This is a genomic window from Poseidonibacter ostreae, assembly GCF_009208075.1.
Classification (GTDB): Bacteria; Campylobacterota; Campylobacteria; order Campylobacterales; family Arcobacteraceae; genus Poseidonibacter; species Poseidonibacter ostreae.
Window position 1 is genome coordinate 1 of the sequence record NZ_WFKJ01000005.1, and the last position, 20,014, is coordinate 20,014.

Consider the following 20,014-nt stretch of genomic DNA (forward strand, 5'->3'; position numbering starts at 1 on the left):
TCTTGTTTTAAATAGTGTTGAAAATTTTCAAGCTTTAAGGTTCCATTAGCAAGTTGTTGTACAAATTCATGTTTAATATAATCATCCCAATAAGGTTTTGAATTTTTGATAAGATTTTGTGTGATAGTCATATCTCTCCTTTAAATTCTTAAATACAAGATAAAGATAGACAAAATTTGAAGTATAAAAATACATTTGTAAAACAAATCCCTACGCTAGAATTACCTAGATCAGGTTCAAAGGTCGAAGTTCAAAACTCCCTCTCAGCCTATTTATAAGCTCCCTATATATTAAGAAATTAAATCTTATCACAAAAAGAAATTTAAGTCAATTTAATGTAAATGTGAAGCCCAAGGTATAAATTTCTTTGTTAGAAAATCAGTTAAAAAGTAGATACTTAATGTCATTATAACTAGTATAAAAAGTGCAGAAAACATTAAATCAATCTGCATTCTTGCATTTGCATGTAACATTAAATACCCAAGTCCTTTTGAAGAACCAACCCATTCACCTATAACTGCTCCAATAGGTGCAATACAAACAGCTATTTTAAGTCCAGAGGCTAAAGAGGGCAAGCTTGCTTTAAATCGTACTTTAAATAGAGTTTGAAAAGCAGATAGTTTATATGTATGTGCTAGTTGAAGCCATTGTTTTGGTGTATTTTTTAGACCATCATAGCAAGCAGTTGTAATTGGAAAATATATTATAATTACTGTCATAACTATTTTTGAAGCCATTCCATAACCAAACCATAAAACTAAAAGAGGTGCTATTGCAAATACTGGAATGGCTTGAGAGATTACGAGTATTGGAAGTAAATATTTTTCAATTTTTTTAAAATAAAGTAAGGTAAAAGCAGAACCCAGACCAAAAATACAACCAAGAATTATTCCAAGAATTATCTCTATTAGTGTAGTTTGGGTATGCTCCCAAAGTAAGCTATATTGATTTATTAATTGAGAAAATACATCTGTTGGTTTTGGAAGTATATAGTGTGGTAAATCAAAAATTACAATAATACTTTGCCACAAAATAAATAAAAATATAATAGGAAGTAGTATTTTAAAAAACTTTTTCATACTTGACTTTCTTTATCTTGAAGTTTAGATATTAACTCATCTTGTAAATTCCATAGTTTTTCATTTGAAAGTTTATGAGGTAAATCTCCTTGTAAGGAAGCCACTTCTTCTAAAATAACTGGTTGATTTTTTAAAATATAAATATGATTTGCTAGTTTTATAGCTTCTTGTGGGTCATGAGTTACAAGTAAAATAGTTTTATCTTTTAACAAATGACAAGTTAAATCTTGTAGTTGAATTTTTGTAATTGCATCTAGTGCTGAAAAAGGTTCATCCATCAAAATAAAATTTGCATCTTGCATAAGTGTTCTTGCTAATGCAACTCTTTGTTTTTGTCCACCTGATAATTCATAAGTTTTTTTATCTACGTGTTCAGACATATTTACTTGGCTTAAAAGTTCTTTTGCTTTTTGTAAAGTTTGCGCTGACTTGCTTCCTTTTAAATGATGATACAATTGTACATTATCTAAAATACTAAGCCAAGGATATAGTGAGTTTTCTTGACTAAGCCAAGCTATACTAACACCTTTTTTTAATACTATTTCCCCATTAGTGATATTTTCTTTTTCTAAATCAGCTATGCATCTAAGTAGGGTTGATTTTCCAACTCCTGAACTTCCTAGTAAGGCAGTACTTTTGTTTTCTAGAATATTAAAGTTTAGATTTTTAAATAGTTTTTTACCTTTAAAATCAAGGTTTAAATTTTGTATTTGAGCTATAAAGTTATTGTCCATAGCTAATATAATATAATAAAAGAACTAAAAACATGTATCAAATATTAGCATTAATCATTGTAAATAAAATTATTCTCGATTATTAAGTTTCTCTAAAAATATTTTGATATACTCAAACTCAAAAATAAATAAAATAAACATATATTAATAGGATTTTAAAAATGAGAGAATGGTTAGAAAATCATAAAGACGATAAAATTAGAACACAAATGTATTATGCAAAACAAGGTATCATTACTGGTGATATGGAGTATGTTGCAAAAGTTGAAAAAATTGATCCAGAGCTTGTACGAAGTGAGATTGAAAGAGGAAGATTAATTATTCCTGCAAACGTAAATCATAAACACCTAGTTCCAATGTCAATTGGAATTGCCTCATCATGTAAAATTAATGCAAACATCGGTTCTTCTGCAGTTGCTTCAGATATTAATGGAGAAATTGAAAAAGTTGATGTATGTTTAAAATATGGTGCTGATACTATTATGGATTTAAGTACAGGTGGAGATTTAGATGCTATTAGAACAGCTGTTGTAGAACATTCAACAGTACCTATTGGAACCGTTCCAATTTATCAAATTTTACATGATTGTAAAGATAAGATTGAAGATTTATCTATTGATGTTATGTTAAAAGTTTTAGAAAAACAAGCACAACAAGGTGTTTCTTACTTTACAATTCACGCAGGTTTCCTACTTGAAAATATGCCAAATGTTGCAAAAAGAAAAATGGGAATAGTATCACGTGGTGGTTCTTTAATGGCTGCATGGATGATGCATTACCACAAAGAAAACCCATTTTATGAAGCATTTGATGATATTTTAGAAATCTGTGCTAAGTATGATGTTTCTTTATCTTTAGGTGATAGTTTAAGACCTGGATGTTTAGCTGATGCTTCAGATCCTGCTCAATTATCAGAACTTAAAGTTTTAGGTGAATTAACATTAAGAGCTTGGGAAAAAGATGTTCAAGTTATGATTGAAGGTCCTGGTCATGTTCCTTTAAATCAAATTGAAAGAAATATGAAGTTAGAAAAAGAGTATTGTCATGAAGCTCCTTTTTATATCTTAGGACCATTAGTAACTGATATTGCTGCTGGTTATGACCATATTTCATCTGCAATTGGTGCAGCTGTTGGTGGATGGCATGGAGCTAGTATGTTATGTTATGTAACACCAAAAGAGCACTTAGGTTTACCAAATGCTAAAGATGTAAGAGAAGGTATTATTGCATATAAAATTGCTGCTCATGCTGCTGATATAGCAAGAGGTAGAAAAGGTGCAAGAGATATTGATGATGAAATGTCTGATGCAAGATATGGTTTTGATTGGAATAAGCAATTTGAACTTTGTTTAGACCCTGAGAGAGCTAAAGAGTATCATGATGAAACTCTTCCTCAAGATGTATTTAAAGAAGCTGAGTTTTGTTCTATGTGTGGACCAAAATTTTGTTCATATAAAATTACACAAAAAATTGTTTCTGAACATGGTGAAGCAATGAAAAGTATTGGTGAATAATCACTAATACTTTAAGAAGTATATATCTCAATATTGGGATATATATTTTTTAATTTCTTACTTTTTTCTTTAGGCATTACACAAAAAGCTGTGGCTAATGCATCTGCTAGCATTGCATTTTCTGCTTTTACCGTAACTGCTTTTATATAGTTTGCACTTGTTCCCGTTTTCGTATCAAATAAATGATGATACTTTTTATTAAATTTTGTGCCATAGCCACCTGAACTTGCCATTGCATTATTATTTAGTTTTAAATATTTGATATCTTTTAAATAGGGAGTTGCAATATTCCAGTCTCTATTATTTTTATGGCCACCTATGCTATTAAACTCTCCTAAATTTATAAGGACATTTTTAAAGCCTCTTTGTTCTAAAATATTTGTAATTCTATCTGTTATATATCCTTGAGCAATACCATTTAGAGTGATTTTCATATCTTTTATTTTAAAATTTATTTCTTTTTTATTTATGATTATATTTTTATAAGATACTAACTTTGAAGCTTTTTTAATATATTTTTTAAGGTTTTTATCATTGCCTTTTGTTTTAAAAGCCTTGTCATGTGCTAGCCATAAAGGCTGAACTGTAACATCAAAGGCTCCATTTGTCTTTTCAGATATTTCATGTGCAAAAGTTAATACTTCAACTAACTCTTTTGGTGGATTTTCTAAAACACCATATTTATTTAATTTTGAGATTGAAGAGTTTTTATCAAATAGACTAAATATATTTTCTAATCTTTTAATCTCGTTAATGCAAGTTTTTAAACTTTCCTTTGCATAATATCTATCTTCATGAAATAGTGTCATCTTGGATTCTGCTCCAAGTGCAACTCCACTCCATACTACTTCTTTACTATTATCTGCATTTAATTTATTAAAAGGTAGAGAAAGACTTAAAGAACTAGCTGCTATTGTTAAAAACTTTCTTCTTGAAATTTTAGCCATTTGTTTTTCTCCAATCTTTGATTTGCATATCTTTCTCTTTTTTTGCATCTTTTTTTAATATCTTACAAAGGTCTGCATCACTATATATTTGAACACAGTCTAAACACTGAAAACACTCAGCATATTTTATATCACCACTTTTTTTATCTATTGCTTGATAGTTACAGCTTTTATGACAGTTATTACAAGGGTTCCCACACTCAAATCTTCTTGGTAACCAATTTAATGTTTGTAATCTTCCCATTAATGAAAGAAAAGCTCCTAATGGACAGAAGTATCTACAAAAGCCTTTAAATAAGAACATTCCTAAAACCAACCAAAATAGTGCATAAACAACATAAGGCCATTGTCTATCAAATACTAATGTAATTGAAGTTTTAAAAGGCTCTATTTCTATTAAATATTCAGTAATATTTGGTGCAAAAATAGCTGAAAGTATTAAAGAAGCAAGTACAATGTACTTGATATATACTAGTTTAGAATTTAGATTCTCTGAAAATCTAATTCTTGGAAACTTTAACATTCTTCCTATATAGTGTGAGAATTCTTGTAAAACACCATAGGGACATAACCAGCCACAAAAAGTTCCTCTACCCCAAATAGCTAATGATATTAAAACGAAGAACCAAATTATAAGAGAGAATGGGTCATATAATAAAAATTGTAAACTTTGAGAATTTAATACTGCTTTTACTAAACCTAAAATAGTAACCATACTAAGTTGACCTTGCCCATACCAACCTATAAAAAATAGTGTGATTAAAAGAAGAAAACTTCTTTTATATCGTAGATTTTTTAATACTACTTGGTATTTAAAAAGAATTATAAAAAGTCCTATTAATAGTAGAGTTAGGATTATGAGTTTCTCTTTTTGCTCATAAATTGATGAAAGCCAAAGAGGAGTCTCTTTTACTTTTTGCTTTATATCAAAATACTTTTTATCTATATGTACATCTAAACTTAAATTTTTTATAACAGGAGTTGAATATAAAGTTCCATTTCCTCTTACTACTTTTGCATTTAATATCCAAGGGCTTGAAGGATCAAAATCAAATCTTTTATCCACTTGTAAAATTAGGGATTGATCAAACTGTGGTATACCATCTAATAGATTAATCTCATAGTCCCCATCTCTAATATTTAAAGCAAAGCCCTCTTGTTGTATTTCTAAAGTATCTGGTGAAGTATTTCTTACAAAGTCATCACTTAAAATTTGATGTTCACCATTTGCAAGAATAAGTATTGCTTCTTCTGTTTCTAAAATCTGGCCATCTAATTCATCTTGTGTAGATTGTTTTATCAGGTTTTTTGCAATAGATGGAATAGTTAAATCAGCTACATAAAGGTCTAAAAAAAGTTCACTTCTCTCATCATCTAAAAGTTCATTCTTGTATTCACTATTTATAAATAGCTTTTCTGCTTCTTCTTTTGTAACTCTTAAATTCTTAACTAGGTTTTTATCTAATAAACTTTTCCAAGTGTGTTTTTCTAATAAATCTTTTTTAGGATGGGATATTTCTTTTGGAGCAACTCCTGATAATTTTTCTTTAGCAATTTTAATACTTGAGGCTAAGATACTGTCATTTGCAATTTTTACAGATGCAGTTGCTTTACTTACTCCATCGAGGTATACAGTGTTTCCAGAACTTTTTAAATCTCCAACTTTTATACTATTTTTTAAAGATTTATTTTTATATTGTTGTAAAAATTCAACAAAAGGAAGAACACCTAGGCCTGATACGAAAACTGGTTCATCTTGCTCTAAAAGTTGTACGTCTAAAAAATTACCTTCTATATCCATTTGAACAAGCATATTCATTTTCCCACCAGAAAAACCTGCAATTGGTGCTAAATCAAAAGTTTCGAATATAAATGAATGAAGTTCTTTATTTTTATCTAATATTTCCCACATAGGAAGAGTTTCATCTTTCTTCCCTATACTCATAGATTTATCAATGAATTTTGTTAGTTCATCTTTTGTCATAGAAGCTTGGATGTTATTAAAAGATACAAGTATAAAAAATGTTATTAAAATTAAACGAAACATGATACCTCTTTAGTTTTTTTAAGTAAATAAAGAGTATATAATATGAATATAGCTTAGGATTAGCGATAATTGAAAAATTGTTCTTTAATTAAGACAATAATTATCCTATTTTAATTATAATACAAAAAATATAAATATAATAAAGGAAATTTTCTATGGCAAATATCGAAGATATTAAAAAAGAACTAGAGAAAGTAAAATATCCTGGTTTCGCAAAATCTATCGTAGAGTTTGGTTTTGTAAAAGATGTAAAGGTTGAGGGTTCAAACTGTTTAGTTACTCTTGATATTACATCAACAGCAGCAGATGTTGAAACACAATTAACTAAAGAAGTTACAGCATGTTTAAGTGCTATTGGAATGAATGCAACATTAAATTTCAATAAGCCTCAAGCTCCAAAACAAAGTAGTAATACTGTAAGTGGAACAAATATTGCTCCACAAATTAAGAAAATTGTAATGGTAAGTAGTGGAAAAGGTGGAGTTGGTAAATCAACTACTACTGTTAACTTAGCAGTAGCAGCTGCAATGCAAGGTAAAAAAGTTGGTATCTTAGATGCTGATATTTATGGTCCAAATATCCCTCGAATGATGGGTTTAAATGGTAAAGAAGTTGAAGTAATTGGTGATAAAGCTAAGCCATTAAATGCATACGGTGTTGATGTAATGTCAATGGGTGTATTAATGGAAGAAGGTCAAGCTGTAATCTGGAGAGGTTCTATGATTATGAAAGCTATTCAACAATTATTAAGAGATATTTTATGGGAAAACTTAGATATCTTATTTATTGATATGCCTCCAGGAACTGGTGATGCTCAATTAACATTAGCACAAAGTGTACCTGTTGCAGCAGGAATCAATGTTACAACTCCTCAACATGTTGCTTTAGATGATTCTAGAAGATCATTAGATATGTTTGAAAAATTACATATTCCAGTAGCTGGTGTAGTTGAAAATATGAGTGGATTTATTTGTCCATCATGTAATACTGAGTCAGATATTTTTGGAATGGGTACATGTGATGCATTAGCTGATCAATATAATACTCAAGTATTAGGTTCTTTACCAATTGAACCTGCTATTAGAGAAGGTGGAGATGCTGGTAAGCCAATCGTATATTTTGCACCTGAAAGTGTTTCTGCAAAAAGATATATGGAAGCAGCAGCTAAAGTTATTGCTTTTGTAGATGCTATTGATGATGACAGAACTAATGAAGATATTCAACCAACAACTCCTCCTGGAGTAAGTGCTTGTTCAACTACAGCAGCAGCTCCAAAAGCTGAGGCAAGTTCTGGATGTTGTTCTTCAACTCCTAAAGACGCAGCACCTAAACAAGGTGGATGTGGTTGTAATTAATAGGCTATAGTTTATAGCAAAATATATAAATCATAAAAGAGGGGAGATATTTAGTATCTCCCCTTTTTTAATGCTTAAAATTCATGATAAAGACTCACTACACAAAGAGTAAACGAACCCTTTACGTAAGCTTCACAAAGAAATCCTATAATTCAACTACAAAATATAAAACAATATAAAATTAAGGATTTTAAAAATGAAAAAATTAACAACAACAATTATAGGATTAAGTTTAGTAGTAGGTAGTGCATTAAGTGCAAATGATAATTTCGCAAGTTTTTACCCTCTTGAGAATAACGATACTCCATCTTATTTATTAGATAATAGCAAAGTAGAAGCTTATCAAACATTATCAAAAGCATCAACACAAGATAATACATTTGCATCTTTTTATCCACTTGAAAACAATGATACACCAGATTATTTAGCAAGCTTTAGTGATAACAAAGGTGAAGTTTTTCAAACACTTGCAAAAAGTTCAATTGAACATTGTACTTTAACTGCTTTTTATCCAGAAGAAAATGTAGATACTAGAGTTCAAACTTCTTGTTAATCACTTAGAAGATTAAAGATTAAAAAAAAGGGAAGATAATAAATATCTTCCCTTTTTTAGTTTTTAGTAAAATATAAACTATTTATCAGTTCTTGAGTTTTTTTCTTCAATTCCTGACATTCCGAATCTTCTTGCTAATTCTTGTTTTACCCTATCTGGACTTATATTTTTAGAAGCAAGTGCAACTAAAACATGATAAGTAATATCAGCAGCTTCATAGATAATTTCTTCACTATCATTATCTTTTATAGCAAAAGTAAATTCTCCTGATTCTTCAACAATCTTTTTAAGCATAGAGTTCTCTTCACCTTGAAGAAGTTTTGCTGTATATGATTTTTTAGGATCATCATTTTTCTTTTCTTGAATTGTATGGTATAAAGTATCAATAACACCATAAGCACTTGTTGTATCAACTTCAACAGGTAATACTTCTTCATTCGTTTTCATACTTGTAAAGAAACATGATTTTCTTCCAGTATGACAAGCAACACCAGTTTGATTTACTTTTAATAAAATAGTGTCATTATCACAATCAATCATAATATCTACAACTTCTTGTATATGACCAGAACTTTCACCTTTTTTCCAAATTCGTTGTTTACTTCTACTAAAGTAATGTGCGATATTTGATTCAAGTGTTAAAGTTAAAGCTTCTCTATCCATAAAAGCTAACATAAGTACTTCATTTGTAGTAGCTTCTTGTGTTACTACAGGAATTAATCCATCAATTTTTTCCCAGTCAATACTCTCTATTTGATTCATTTTAGATCCTTAAAATTTTTTACCTATGTCAATTTTTAAACTATCTATTTCTCTTTTTTCTTTATTTACATTAGCATCTAAATTTAATGATGAATCTTCTTTTTTTACATTTTCATCAGGAAGCGCAAGGGGTTCTTCATACTTATCTGTAAGTGTATATTTTTCTTCAATAATCTCAGGGTTTAGGTTTATTATAGGAGTTTCTAAAGACTTAGAATTTACAAAACTTGTAAATAAAAATAGTTTGATTAATATTAATAATGTGATTTTTTTCATAATAGAAAAAAGAGTAGAAAGATTCTACTCTTTAAGATTATTGGCTAATAGCCGCATCTCTTGATTTACTTTTAGTATCAACCCAAATATTTGGAGTTGAACCACCAGGTGTTAAGAAGATTTTTGCATCTTTATTTGTTTTAAGTGCTTCATTGAATTTCCCTTGAACTTCAATTTGTTGCATTTGAAGAAGTTTTGGAGTTAAAGATTCTGCAATTGATTTATTTGCTAAAGCTTGTGCTTTTGCTTCAATAGTTACAGCATCTGCACGACCTTGTGCTTCAATTCTATTTGCTTCTGCATCCCCAGTAGCTTTCGCAGCTCTTTTTTCAGCTTCTTGCTTAGTTCTTAAAACTTCATATTTTACTCTTTCAGATTCTTGATTTGCAATTTGAACTCTTTCAATTTGCTCTTTAATCTTTGTAGGTAAAACAATTTCTCTTAATTGAACAGATAATAAAGCAACTGGTTTACCAGGTAAGCCATCTATATTTGCTCTAACACCATTTTCAATTTTAACAGCGATTTCATTTCTTTTTGTAGGTAATTCTTCAGCTGTATAAACACCAACAACATTTCTTACAATATCTCTTACAACTGGATTAATAATCTTGTCTTCCCAAGAGAATCCCCAGTTAGCAATAGTAGTAGGTGCTCCTTCAGCTGTAAGTCTATACTGAACAGTTAATTCAATTGAAACAGGTAAACCTCTTGCATCAAGAATATTAATTGCAGGATTTAATCTAATACTTTGATCAAAACTTCCAGTTGTTTCAACTGAAGCATAATTCATAAGTCTAACTTTTGTATCAATTAATACAACTTTTTGGAAACCTGGAATGTATAAATGAATTCCTGGTCTTAATGGAGTCTCTTCGTATTTACCAGTAGTACTTTTAATACCTACTTGACCTGATTCTACAATTACAAATGGCTTGAATAAAAATAATGCAACAACTACTGCAATAATTGCATATATTAGTCCTGCTTTTTTCCCTAAGTTTTTGAAAAATTCAGGTGGCTCAAAAGGTGGTTGATAGTTTCCACCACCTCCATTATTATTTGATGAGTTTCCACCACCATTTTGTTGTTGTTTCTTTTTAAAATAATCGTTATCTATTGGCATAATTGTCCTTAAATTTTTTTATATATTATTTGTGACCTAATCTTACTATTGATTAGTTAATGTATGTTAAATCGTTTATATATTTTTCATTTTTACCTGCAACTACGTCAAAGTATGCAGTTTGTAAAGCTTCAGTAATTGGACCTCTTTCACCTTTTCCAATTATTCTTGCATCAATATCTCTAATAGGCGTTACTTCAACAGCAGTTCCTGTAAAGAAAGCTTCATCAGCAATATAAACTTCTTCCCTTGTAAGTCTTCTTCTAACTACTGTATATCCTAAGTCTTCAGCAAGGTCAATAACTGTTTTTTGAGTAATTGATTCTAAAGAGTTGTCATTAGGAGGAGTAATAATTACGCCATCTCTAACAATAAAGAAACAAGCACCTGATGCCTCAGCAATGTAACCTTGGTCATCTCTTAATAATGCTTCATCATATCCACATTCAACTGCTTCACCTTTAGCCATTTGAGAGTTTAAGTAATTTGCAACTGCTTTTGCTTTTCCCATTCCAGAAGTATTTGAGTTTCTAGTCATTGATGCAATTTTAACTCTTACACCTTTTTTCATTCCCTCTTCACCTAAATAAGCTCCCCATTCCCATGCAGAAATAGAAACTTTTACAGGTGCTTCCTTATGGTAAAGTCCCATAACTCCGTAACCTAAATATACTAAAGGTCTAATATAAGCACCTTCAAATAATTCATTTTCTTGTAATAATTTAACTTGAGCTTTATTTAATTCATCTTCAGTAAATGGTACATCAATTAATGTCATTTTTGCTGAATTTATAAGTCTTTTTGTATGCTCTTGTAGTTTAAAAATTGCACATCTACCATCATGAGTTTTATATGCTTTTGTACCTTCAATGGCACCATTTCCATAATGTAATGTGTGTGATAAAACGTGAACTTTAGCATCGTGCCAATTTACAAGTTCTCCATCCATCCAAATATATTTTGCTTCAGTCATTGTATAAATTCCTAATGATTAAATTTTTAATTAATATTTTATCTAAGATATAATTAAAAAATGCCGATAATAGAATTTTTGCTTATTTTTTATAAAAAATAGTTCCTAATTATGGTATATTGTCGAAAATTTTTTAAAGGTACACAATTTAATATGAATTATAAAAATATAGTAAAACTAGCTACATCAATATCATTAATAACATTTCTTGCAGGTTGTGCTGTTAATCAAGTAAATACAATTGATAATAATGGAAATATTATAGATAACTTTGGTGTAAAAACTGTAGAAATTAAAGAGATAATATATAAACGACCAGCTGTTTCTGAGCAGTTAAAAAATAGAATTCATAATATACTAAACACTATGTCAAAAAAAGATTTAGGAAGTTTAAATAGTAAATATATACATCCTGAATTTGGCTTTTATAATTTACTTAAAATAGATGGTGTAAAAGTCTTTTTAGAACAAAAAATGATTTATAATATTGTAGAAGAAGAGAGTGAAGAAATCTCACATATTATTTCAAGAGTAAATCCTAGTTCTTCAAAACTTAAAATTATAGAAAAAAATATCAAGTTTAATTGTAGTCCTAATGATGATGCTTTTTATGGATGGAGTGAAGATGGTTTGTATCTGTCTAATAAAATAGATACTTTCCTTTCAGAAATGATGAAAGAAACTAATAACTATCAAAAAGATAAATATAAAACAAAAGATTTTCAAAAAGCAGCTTTAATTGAAAAAACAAGTTATAAAGTTGTTCTAACACCTGAGCTATCTTTTTATATTACAAAAATTGATGATAATTGGTATATTACATTAATAGATAGAATTACTACAGATTGTAGTTCTATAAAGGAATAAAATATGAGTCAACAAGAATTTTGGAATAGCAAATTTTCAAGAGATGGTTTTTTATATGGATTAAAACCAAATACTTTTTTAGCTTCAAAAATCAAACTTTTAAAAAGAGAATCAAAACTTTTATGTTTAGGAGAGGGTGAAGGAAGAAATGCTATCTTTTTTGCAAAAAGAGGTTTTAAAGTTACTGCTCTTGATGCATCAGATATTGGCTTAGCAAAACTTGAACAAAGAGCAAAAGAAGAGAATTTAGATATTAAAACTTTATGCTTAGATTTAAATCATTGGGAAAGTGATAAAAAATATGATGTAATAGTAGCTTCCTATTTACATATGTATAAAGATGAAAGAGTGAAATTGTTTGAAAAAATTGAAGAATCTTTAAATCAAGATGCTTACTTTATAGGAGAGTTTTTTTCAACAAAACAACTTAACTTTAATAGTGGTGGGCCAAAAGATGAAGATTTACTTTATACTGTAGATGATTTTAAGAAAAACTTTTTATATTGTGATAAAGAAATAAGTGAACAAGAAGTAATCCTTGATGAGGGAAGAGGTCATCAAGGAGATGCTTGTGTTATTAGAGTTGTAATGCAAAAACTATAAAGATGATTTCTTAATTTTTTTAATTATAAAATCAAAACATATTACTATAAACATAAAAATAGAACTTGCTAAAATGATTGATGGCCCAGAACTTAAGTCAAAGTTATAAGATAAAATAAGACCTACTATAGTAAATAAGATTGAAAGAATACTAGATATAATCATCATGGAAAATAGGGTATTACAAAACTTTTGAGCTATATAAATTGGAATAGTAAGTAAGGCAATAACAAGAATTAAGCCTACAATTTTTATTGCAATTACAATACTAAGTGCAGATAAAATAAGAATAAGTGTATAAAAAAATCTAGTTTTTATACCTCTTAGGTTTGCATATTCACTATCGTAAGAAACGGCAAGTATATCTCGATAAAAGAATATCATAGTTAAAACAATAAATCCTAGTAAAACAGACATAAATAAAATATCATCATTTGTAACTGCTAAAATAGAACCAAATAAATAACTCATCAAGTCAGAATTATATCCAGGTGTTAAATCAACAAGTAAAATACCAAAAGACATACCCATAGCCCAAGTAAGACCTATTATTGTATCAAGGTTTTCTCTTTTTTGATAAGTTAGAAAAGCAATTAAAATAGTAACAAGTACAGAAAAAACTGAAGTAGATAAAAGCATAGGCAGACCAAAGTAAATAGATAAACCAAGACCTCCATAAGCACTATGTGCAATTCCTCCTGAAAGAAATACCATCTTATTTACAACAATAAGTGAGCCTATAATTCCTGTTATAACACTAACTAAAACCCCAGCTATTATGGCGTTTTGAATAAAACTATATGATAAGGCTTCTAACATTTACATTTTCCTAACATTTCTAAAAGTTCTATTTCACAGACATGGGGGCTCATATTTTTAAAATCATCTTTCATTTTTGATAAATCATGATAAGTAAGTCTTTTATTTATATAAACTGCTTTTGTAGCATGCTTTAAAACAACAGAAATATCATGACTAATTACTACAATAGTAATTTCTTTATTTAGGTTCTCAAGTGTTTGATAAATCTGTTCACACCCACTTATATCAATATTTGAGGTTGGTTCATCTAAAAGTAAAATCTTAGGATTACAAAACAAGGCACGTGCAATTAAGACCCTTTGTCTTTGACCTCCTGAGAGATTTGAGATTTTAGAACTAGCAAACTCTTTCATATTTACTTTTTCTAAAACTTCAAGAGCTTTTATCTTTTCTTCTTTTTTATAACCAAAAAATCTTTTCTTAATATCATTTTGTCCCATCATAACTACTTCAATAACGCTAATAGGAAAATTAAGATTTATATTTGTATTTTGAGGCACATAACCAATATAAGGAATTTCACTAGCTATTTTATTTCCAAAGATTTTAATATCACCTTGATTTAAAGGGTTAATACCAAAGATTAGTTTTAAAAGTGTAGATTTTCCACCACCATTTGGACCTAAAATTGTCAAAAAATCTTTATCTTTAACTTCTAAATTTATATCTTCTAATACAAACTCTTTTTCATATTTGAAAAAGAGCTTTTTTATTGAGATTGGATTAGTTATTTGCAATTGTTCTTGCCACATGAATTAAGTTAAGAGACCAATTACTAGCCAATGGTGTTTCTTTAATAACTTTGATGTTTAACTCATCAGCTATTACTTTAGCACTTTTTTCAGAGAATTCAACTTGTGTGAATATAGCTTTTATGTTCTCTTCTCTAGCTTCTTCTATAATTTTTTGAAGAATTTTTGGTTTTGGGTCTTTTCCTTCGATTTCTATAGCAAATTGTACTAAATTATACTCTTTTGCAAAGTATCCCCAAGCTGGATGAAATACCATGAATTTAGAGTTCTTTGGCATATTTGAAAAGATATCTTTGATTCTTGCATCTGTTTGTTCTATCTCTTTTACAAAACTATTATAGTTATTTAAATAATACTCTTTATTTATACTATCAAATTGAACTAAAGTATCATAAATATTTTTTGCCATAATTTTCACATTTTTAGGACTTGTCCATGTATGAGGGTCTTCTTTATATTTTGATTCTTTTTTATCACCATGATGATTATCGTGTTTAGTGTGATGCTCATCATGGTGATGATGTTTGTCATCCACTTTATGTTTATGTCTTTTCATCATAATTCGTTCAATGTCTTTTGTCATTTCAACAAATTTCATGTTTTTATTTTGATTTGCAAACTTAGGAAGCCAAGTTTCTTCAAATCCAAAACCTATTGGAAAATATATAGCTGCCTTTGAAATATGCTTCATCTGAGACGTTTTTGGCTCATAATGATGAGGATTACTTCCTGGTGGAACCATAGCAATAACCTTAACCTTATCTCCTCCTATTTTTTCAACAAATGTTTGTTGAGGTAAAATACTTACAACAATATTAGTTTGTGCATAAGCAAAATTTATCATTAAAAATAATGTGATTAAAAATCTCATATAATACTCCTTCTATATGTTGCAACTTAGTTGCATTTGTGGAATATTAGTAAAATAAAAATTAAACGCAACTTAGTTGCATTTAATTTTTATAAAGATATAATATCTTAAATTAAGAGCTTAAATAAATGAAATTTAAATCTTAAAGTAAATATTTAAGAAAGTCATGTTTTTTATTTAACAACTTTTTAACGAAAATTTAAATACACTCTTAATAATAAATATCAATTATAATTATAATAAATAAATAATCAAAAATAGAGAATAAAATGTTAACAAAAATTAAGAATATAATAGAAGAAAATGTACTAGTTATTGATGGAGCTATGGGAACACAGCTTCAAATATCAGATATAAAACAAGAAGAGTGGATGTATGAAGGGGAAGATTTAGAAGGTTGTAATGAGCTTCTAAATTTAACCGCTCCTCATATTTTACGAAATATTCATGATGCTTATGCGAGCGCTGGAGCAGATTTAATTACAACTAATACTTTTGGTTCAATGAATTGGGTTTTAGATGAATACGATATTCCTCAAACTTCTTATGAACTATCAAAATTAGGTGCACAACTTGTTAAAGAGTCTTGTGATAAATACTCAACACCAGAAAAACCAAGATTTGTATTAGGTTCAGTAGGACCTGGTACTAAACTTCCTTCACTTGGTCATATTAAATATGATGATATGTATGAGGGCTATAAAATAATGGCACAAGGATTAGCTGATGGGGGAACTGATATATTCTTACTTGAAACTTGTCAAGATCCATTACAAATAAAAGCAGCACTTCATGCACTAAATGATACAGCTCCACAAATTCCAATTATGGTATCTGTTACAATTGAGTTAACAGGAACGATGCTAATAGGAACTGATGCTCAAACAATTGCAGCTATTATGGCTCCTTTTAATATTTTATCACTTGGATTTAACTGTGGAACTGGACCTAAACAAGTACATAAGCATATCAAATCACTAAGTGAAGTTTGTAAATTCCCAATTTCAGTTCATGCAAATGCTGGACTTCCACAAAATAAAGGTGGAGTTTCTTATTACCCAATGGGACCTGAAGAGTTTACAAAGTTACAAAAAGAATTTTTAGAAATTAATGGGGTTTCATTTTTAGGTGGATGTTGTGGAACTACACCTGAGCATATTAAAAAACTAGCAGAAGAAATAAAAGATATAAAACCTTTAAAGCCTTGTGGATTTTTAAAAGCTTCATTAGCTTCACTATTTGGTACTGTAGCTTTAAAGCAAGAGCCAGCACCACTTTTAATAGGTGAACGTTCAAATGCAACTGGATCAAAAGCTTTTAGAGAACTTCTTAAATCAAATGACTATGAGGGAACACTAACAGTTGGACAACAACAAGTACGAGCGGGTGCACATATTATTGATGTTTCAGTTGGATTTGCTGGAAGGGATGAAAGAGAAGATATGGATAAGGTTGTTGAGCTTTATTCTCAAAAAATATCACTTCCTCTAATGCCAGATTCTACGCAAATTTATGCACTTGAAGCAGCACTAAAACAAATAGGTGGAAGACCAATTATTAACTCTGTTAACCTAGAAGATGGAGAAGAGAAATTTGATGCTGTTTGTAAGTTAGCTAAAAAATTTGGAGCTGCTTTAGTATGTCTTACAATTGATGAAGTTGGAATGGCAAAAACTAAAGAAGATAAAATTAGAATTGCTGAGCGTATTTATGACTTATGTGTAAATAGACATGGATTTGATCCTCATGATTTAGTATTTGATATGCTAACATTTACTATTGGTTCTGGTGATGATGAGTATAGAACAGCTGGTATTGAAACACTTGAAGCTATTAGAGAGTTCCAAATACTTCATCCTGAAGTTGGAACTACTCTTGGACTTTCTAATATCTCTTTTGGACTTGATATAAAAGCAAGAGCTTATTTAAACTCTATTTATTTAGATTATTGTGTAAAAGCTGGTTTAACATCTGCTATTGTAAATGTTAAGCATATTTTACCACTTAATAAAATAAATGAAGATGATAAAAAAGCTTGTGATGATTTAATTTTTAATAATCAAGAAGCAGGAGATCCATTATTTGCCTTTATTGAACATTTCTCAAATGTTGGAGATATTGAAGAGCAAAGTGATGAAGAGTATCAAAATCTTCCTGCTATTGAAAAAGTAAAAAAGTTACTTTTAGATGGAGATAAAAATAGATTAATTCCACTTGTTGATGAGTTAAGACATGAAGTAAAACCTGAAATAATAGTAAATGAATGGCTAATTGATGGTATGAAAATCATTGGTGAATTATTTGGAAATGGACAAATGCAATTACCATTTGTTCTTCAAAGTGCAGAAACTATGAAAGCAACAGTTGATGCTTTAAATCCATATTTACCAAAAGAAGAAAAAGCTAGTGAAACTGTAATTGTAGTAGGAACTGTAAAAGGTGATGTTCATGATGTTGGTAAAAACTTAGTTGATATTATTTTAAGTAATAATGGATTCAAAGTTATAAATATTGGTATTAAAGCTGATTTAAATAGCTTCTTAATTGCTGCAAAAGAGCATAAAGCACAAGCTATTGGAATGAGTGGATTACTTGTAAAATCAACTGCTGTTATGAAAGAAAACTTAGAAGAATTACAAAAAATGGGAATAGATATTCCTGTACTTATTGGTGGAGCAGCACTTACAAAATCTTTTGTAAATGATTTTTGTAGACCAATTTATGATGGACCAATATTCTATTGTAGAGATGCCTTTGATGGTGTTGTTTCTATGCAAAGAATTGAAGAGGGTGATTTAGATAATACTGCTTTAGCAGCTGATTTAATCGAAATAGCAGATACAAGTGAAAAAGTTGAAAAAGAAGCAGTTGTTATTCCTCCTTATGAAGAGATTCCAATGCCAAAAGAGACTGCTTTTACCTATCCTCCTTTATGGGAAAGAGTTGCTAAAAGTAGTGAACAATTAGATAAAGAGCTTATTTTTAAATGGATAAATCATAGAGTTTTATTTAGACAAAGATGGGGATATAAAAGAGGGAAACAAGATAGAGATGCTTTCTTAAAATATGAAGAAGAAACAGTTGAGCCTTTATATAGAAAACTAAAAGATGATTTATTGGATAAAAATATTTTTGAACCAATTGCTATTTATGCTTATTATCCTTGTATCTCTCATGATAATAAACTGTATATTTTTGATAAAAAGTATCTATTTAATAATGAAGAAGAAGCTAAGAATGTACCACCTTTAGAAGAAGCTATAAAGGTTTTAGAATTCCCTAGACAAAAAAGGAAACCATTTAGATGTATTCCTGATTTCTTTGCTAGCGATAGATTAGATGTAATTGCATTTACACTTGCAAGTGCAGGACTTAAAATATCTGATTATGAAAGAGGACTTTATGATGAGGGTAAATTTACTGAATATTACCAAATTCATGGGCTTGGTGTTGAGTTAGCTGAAGCCTTAGCTGAGGTACTTCATAAACAAGTTAGACTTGATTTAGATATTGTTCCAAAAGAAGGACATACACTAAATGATGTTCAAATGAAACAGTATGTAGGTTGTAGATATTCACCTGGTTATGCAGCTTGTCCAGACTTGGCAATGAACAGAGATATTTTTGATTTATTAAATCCTGAAGAGTTTGGAATTGAACTTAGTGAAACTTTCCAAATGCATCCTGAACAAACTACTTGTGCAATAGTTGTTCCTCATCACGAAGCAAACTACTACAATATCTAAAATTTTTACTAAGGGTGTAACTTTCACCCTTAGATGTATATTTCCCCTAGGATTTTATTTTGACAAATAACGCTAAAGGTTTAGCACTTACCTCAAGTGGTATTTTTATTATGAGTTTAGAATCTCTTTTTATTAAATATGCCACAGTATCTCCTATGGTTCTTTCTTTTTATTTAGGAATATTTATATTTATTTCCATGATAACTACTTTATTATTTAAAAAAAAAGAGTATATAAAAACAGCATTTAAAAGCTCAATTGGAATATTAGTACTTTGTGCTTTTATTATGGGTTGTTCAAATATCTTCTTTATAAGTGCGATTAAGATGATTACAGTTGCTAATGTAGTTATAATATTTAGTACATCAGCACTTTTTTCATCATTGATTGCATATCTTTTTTTTAGAGAAAAAATTACAAAAAATATATTGTATGCTTCTTTTTTTATGTTTGTTGGTCTTTTTGTTATTTTTAGTGATAAGCTTGAGTTTGGAAGTATAAAGGGAAATATTTTTGCTCTTTTATGTACAATATCTCTTTCACTTTCTTTTGTAATTATGTCACGATATAAAGAGATAAATAGACTTCTTTTAATTGCTTTTGCAGGATTAGCACTTAGTATAATAGCTTTTTTTCTAAGTGATGATTTAAAAATTGATATAAATAATCTTTTAATAATTATGTTTATGGGATTAGTTGTTTCTTCTTTTTCAAGGGTTTTATTAGGAACAGGAGCAAAATATATTAGTGCTGCTGAAATGAGTCTTTTAATGCTTATTGAAACAATAATGGCACCTATTTGGGTGTGGATATTTTTAAATGAAATACCAAGTATTTATACATTTATTGGTGGAAGTATTATTATTTTTACATTAATTATTAACTCTATTTATACGATAAAAAGAAAACAAATAGCATAAAAAAAAGAGCTAATGCAAGAAATCCTTCCTCATAAAGAATAAGTTTTTCTATATTTATTATTTTATA

Annotated in this window: 19 protein-coding genes and 1 riboswitch; of the genes, 7 read left to right on the top strand and 12 right to left on the bottom strand. The window is 29.0% G+C overall.

What is annotated here, in order from left to right; all coding sequences use genetic code 11:
• The 3 genes from GBG18_RS15720 to GBG18_RS02685 all read right to left on the bottom strand — a co-directional run.
• The coding region (locus GBG18_RS15720; protein WP_505891270.1) for a thiaminase II/PqqC family protein at nucleotides 1-131 on the bottom strand (131 nt) is incomplete at its 3' end.
• Nucleotides 132-190: 59 nt separating this feature from the next.
• A riboswitch (TPP riboswitch) is annotated at nucleotides 191-296 on the bottom strand.
• Nucleotides 297-332: 36 nt separating this feature from the next.
• Entirely contained in the window at nucleotides 333-1,079 is a 747-nt protein-coding gene (locus tag GBG18_RS02680; protein ID WP_152188158.1) for an ABC transporter permease, read from the bottom strand.
• The gene (locus GBG18_RS02685; protein ID WP_152188160.1) at nucleotides 1,076-1,813 is read right to left on the bottom strand and encodes an ABC transporter ATP-binding protein; all 738 of its coding nucleotides are present in this window, start codon (nucleotides 1,811-1,813) and stop codon (nucleotides 1,076-1,078) included. Before GBG18_RS02685 ends, GBG18_RS02680 begins: the two co-directional genes overlap by 4 nt.
• A 161-nt stretch (nucleotides 1,814-1,974) precedes the next feature.
• Here GBG18_RS02685 and thiC point away from each other — a divergent pair, with 161 nt between their 5' ends.
• Entirely contained in the window at nucleotides 1,975-3,327 is a 1,353-nt protein-coding gene (thiC, locus tag GBG18_RS02690) for a phosphomethylpyrimidine synthase ThiC (RefSeq protein WP_152188162.1), read from the top strand.
• 11 nt (nucleotides 3,328-3,338) lie between these two features.
• Here thiC and GBG18_RS02695 read toward each other — a convergent pair whose 3' ends face one another.
• Complete coding sequence (locus GBG18_RS02695) at nucleotides 3,339-4,274, bottom strand: FAD:protein FMN transferase (protein WP_193311053.1); 936 nt, start codon at nucleotides 4,272-4,274, stop codon at nucleotides 3,339-3,341.
• The gene (locus tag GBG18_RS02700; protein WP_152188165.1) at nucleotides 4,267-6,321 is read right to left on the bottom strand and encodes a 4Fe-4S binding protein; all 2,055 of its coding nucleotides are present in this window, start codon (nucleotides 6,319-6,321) and stop codon (nucleotides 4,267-4,269) included. The genes GBG18_RS02695 and GBG18_RS02700 overlap by 8 nt, the downstream gene beginning before the upstream one ends.
• A 155-nt stretch (nucleotides 6,322-6,476) precedes the next feature.
• On the opposite strand from GBG18_RS02700, the gene GBG18_RS02705 reads away from it, so the two are divergent.
• Nucleotides 6,477-7,676, top strand: coding sequence for an Mrp/NBP35 family ATP-binding protein (locus tag GBG18_RS02705; RefSeq protein WP_152188167.1), 1,200 nt, complete (start codon nucleotides 6,477-6,479; stop codon nucleotides 7,674-7,676).
• A gap of 196 nt (nucleotides 7,677-7,872) precedes the next feature.
• Entirely contained in the window at nucleotides 7,873-8,229 is a 357-nt protein-coding gene (locus GBG18_RS02710) for a hypothetical protein (protein ID WP_152188169.1), read from the top strand.
• Between the two features lie 78 nt (nucleotides 8,230-8,307).
• Here the strand turns inward: GBG18_RS02710 and hisIE are convergent, their stop codons facing one another.
• The 4 genes from hisIE to GBG18_RS02730 are packed head-to-tail and all read right to left on the bottom strand — an operon-like array spanning nucleotide 8,308 to nucleotide 11,366.
• Entirely contained in the window at nucleotides 8,308-8,991 is a 684-nt protein-coding gene (hisIE, locus tag GBG18_RS02715; protein ID WP_152188170.1) for a bifunctional phosphoribosyl-AMP cyclohydrolase/phosphoribosyl-ATP diphosphatase HisIE, read from the bottom strand.
• Between the two features lie 9 nt (nucleotides 8,992-9,000).
• The gene (locus tag GBG18_RS02720; protein WP_152188172.1) at nucleotides 9,001-9,267 is read right to left on the bottom strand and encodes a hypothetical protein; all 267 of its coding nucleotides are present in this window, start codon (nucleotides 9,265-9,267) and stop codon (nucleotides 9,001-9,003) included.
• A 37-nt stretch (nucleotides 9,268-9,304) separates the two neighbouring features.
• On the bottom strand, nucleotides 9,305-10,393 hold the full coding sequence (locus tag GBG18_RS02725; protein WP_152188174.1) for a prohibitin family protein: 1,089 nt from the start codon (nucleotides 10,391-10,393) through the stop codon (nucleotides 9,305-9,307).
• A gap of 52 nt (nucleotides 10,394-10,445) precedes the next feature.
• Nucleotides 10,446-11,366, bottom strand: coding sequence for a branched-chain amino acid transaminase (locus GBG18_RS02730; protein WP_152188175.1), 921 nt, complete (start codon nucleotides 11,364-11,366; stop codon nucleotides 10,446-10,448).
• A 153-nt stretch (nucleotides 11,367-11,519) separates the two neighbouring features.
• Between GBG18_RS02730 and GBG18_RS02735 the strand changes: the two genes are divergently transcribed.
• Together GBG18_RS02735 and GBG18_RS02740 are read left to right on the top strand one after the other, a co-directional pair.
• On the top strand, nucleotides 11,520-12,233 hold the full coding sequence (locus tag GBG18_RS02735) for a hypothetical protein (RefSeq protein WP_152188177.1): 714 nt from the start codon (nucleotides 11,520-11,522) through the stop codon (nucleotides 12,231-12,233).
• 3 nt (nucleotides 12,234-12,236) lie between these two features.
• On the top strand, nucleotides 12,237-12,836 hold the full coding sequence (locus tag GBG18_RS02740) for an SAM-dependent methyltransferase (protein WP_152188179.1): 600 nt from the start codon (nucleotides 12,237-12,239) through the stop codon (nucleotides 12,834-12,836).
• Here the strand turns inward: GBG18_RS02740 and GBG18_RS02745 are convergent.
• The 3 genes from GBG18_RS02745 to GBG18_RS02755 are packed head-to-tail and all read right to left on the bottom strand — an operon-like array spanning nucleotide 12,831 to nucleotide 15,281.
• Complete coding sequence (locus tag GBG18_RS02745) at nucleotides 12,831-13,655, bottom strand: metal ABC transporter permease (RefSeq protein WP_152188181.1); 825 nt, start codon at nucleotides 13,653-13,655, stop codon at nucleotides 12,831-12,833. The two genes, GBG18_RS02740 and GBG18_RS02745, sit on opposite strands and share 6 nt — an antisense overlap.
• Nucleotides 13,649-14,395 (bottom strand): metal ABC transporter ATP-binding protein, encoded by a 747-nt coding sequence (locus tag GBG18_RS02750; protein ID WP_308418446.1) that lies wholly within the window; start codon nucleotides 14,393-14,395, stop codon nucleotides 13,649-13,651. The genes GBG18_RS02745 and GBG18_RS02750 overlap by 7 nt, the downstream gene beginning before the upstream one ends.
• Nucleotides 14,382-15,281: a metal ABC transporter solute-binding protein, Zn/Mn family gene (locus GBG18_RS02755; RefSeq protein ID WP_152188184.1), complete on the bottom strand. Its 900-nt coding sequence runs from the start codon at nucleotides 15,279-15,281 to the stop codon at nucleotides 14,382-14,384. Before GBG18_RS02755 ends, GBG18_RS02750 begins: the two co-directional genes overlap by 14 nt.
• A 269-nt stretch (nucleotides 15,282-15,550) precedes the next feature.
• Between GBG18_RS02755 and metH the strand changes: the two genes are divergently transcribed.
• A complete protein-coding gene (gene metH, locus GBG18_RS02760) occupies nucleotides 15,551-19,027 on the top strand; it encodes a methionine synthase (RefSeq protein ID WP_152188186.1) in 3,477 nt (1,158 codons plus the stop codon).
• Nucleotides 19,028-19,086: 59 nt separating this feature from the next.
• Nucleotides 19,087-19,947, top strand: a complete 861-nt coding sequence (locus GBG18_RS02765) for a DMT family transporter (RefSeq protein WP_152188188.1) — start codon at nucleotides 19,087-19,089, stop codon at nucleotides 19,945-19,947.
• Nucleotides 19,948-20,014 lie beyond the last annotated feature (67 nt).

Excerpts from the sequence above, each read along its gene's own strand:
- thiC (WP_152188162.1), top strand. The coding sequence starts at position 1,975 with ATGAGAGAATGGTTAGAAAATCATAAAGACGATAAAATTAGAACACAA.
- GBG18_RS02685 (WP_152188160.1), bottom strand. The coding sequence starts at position 1,813 with ATGGACAATAACTTTATAGCTCAAATACAAAATTTAAACCTTGATTTT.
- metH (WP_152188186.1), top strand. The coding sequence starts at position 15,551 with ATGTTAACAAAAATTAAGAATATAATAGAAGAAAATGTACTAGTTATT.
- GBG18_RS02730 (WP_152188175.1), bottom strand. The coding sequence starts at position 11,366 with ATGACTGAAGCAAAATATATTTGGATGGATGGAGAACTTGTAAATTGG.
- GBG18_RS02700 (WP_152188165.1), bottom strand. The coding sequence starts at position 6,321 with ATGTTTCGTTTAATTTTAATAACATTTTTTATACTTGTATCTTTTAAT.
- hisIE (WP_152188170.1), bottom strand. The coding sequence starts at position 8,991 with ATGAATCAAATAGAGAGTATTGACTGGGAAAAAATTGATGGATTAATT.
- GBG18_RS02710 (WP_152188169.1), top strand. The coding sequence starts at position 7,873 with ATGAAAAAATTAACAACAACAATTATAGGATTAAGTTTAGTAGTAGGT.
- GBG18_RS02745 (WP_152188181.1), bottom strand. The coding sequence starts at position 13,655 with ATGTTAGAAGCCTTATCATATAGTTTTATTCAAAACGCCATAATAGCT.
- GBG18_RS02720 (WP_152188172.1), bottom strand. The coding sequence starts at position 9,267 with ATGAAAAAAATCACATTATTAATATTAATCAAACTATTTTTATTTACA.
- GBG18_RS02680 (WP_152188158.1), bottom strand. The coding sequence starts at position 1,079 with ATGAAAAAGTTTTTTAAAATACTACTTCCTATTATATTTTTATTTATT.
- GBG18_RS02705 (WP_152188167.1), top strand. The coding sequence starts at position 6,477 with ATGGCAAATATCGAAGATATTAAAAAAGAACTAGAGAAAGTAAAATAT.
- GBG18_RS02725 (WP_152188174.1), bottom strand. The coding sequence starts at position 10,393 with ATGCCAATAGATAACGATTATTTTAAAAAGAAACAACAACAAAATGGT.
- GBG18_RS02735 (WP_152188177.1), top strand. The coding sequence starts at position 11,520 with ATGAATTATAAAAATATAGTAAAACTAGCTACATCAATATCATTAATA.
- GBG18_RS02755 (WP_152188184.1), bottom strand. The coding sequence starts at position 15,281 with ATGAGATTTTTAATCACATTATTTTTAATGATAAATTTTGCTTATGCA.
- GBG18_RS02740 (WP_152188179.1), top strand. The coding sequence starts at position 12,237 with ATGAGTCAACAAGAATTTTGGAATAGCAAATTTTCAAGAGATGGTTTT.
- GBG18_RS02695 (WP_193311053.1), bottom strand. The coding sequence starts at position 4,274 with ATGGCTAAAATTTCAAGAAGAAAGTTTTTAACAATAGCAGCTAGTTCT.